The sequence below is a fragment of the Pseudomonas sp. SIMBA_068 genome, assembly GCF_046534705.1.
GTDB lineage: Bacteria > Pseudomonadota > Gammaproteobacteria > Pseudomonadales > Pseudomonadaceae > Aquipseudomonas > Aquipseudomonas putida.
The window spans coordinates 1-274 of record NZ_JAWRYI010000458.1 but is presented as its reverse complement, the minus strand read 5'-3'; the positions used below and the strand labels follow the sequence as shown (position 1 = coordinate 274).

Sequence of the window (274 nt, the reverse complement as noted above, 5' to 3'; positions counted from 1 at the left end):
AGAATATGACCGTCATCGTCAAGACTGACGACAGAGGGCGTCAACACCTCACCCAGCGCGTTAGGGATCAGGCATGCGCTGCCGGATTGCCAGACGGCGCAAAGGCTGTTGGTGGTGCCCAGGTCGATACCCAGCATGGCTGGAGGGAGGGTGGCTGCATCCTGCATGATTAAAGGTGTCCAGGTCGGTAAAGCACCGACCTTACTAACCTCGAACTGCAATGCCTATCAGGAAAATCCTGCGTAGCAGGCTATTCCAGCAACCGCCGGAACTC

The 274-nt window shown here is 56.9% G+C and carries 1 protein-coding gene; it reads right to left on the bottom strand.

Annotated features, from left to right (window positions below):
- Positions 1 to 167, bottom strand: a 167-nt coding sequence (locus SB756_RS29950; protein ID WP_410913216.1) for an Hsp70 family protein, incomplete at its 3' end; no start/stop codon positions are given.
- Positions 168 to 274 lie beyond the last annotated feature (107 nt).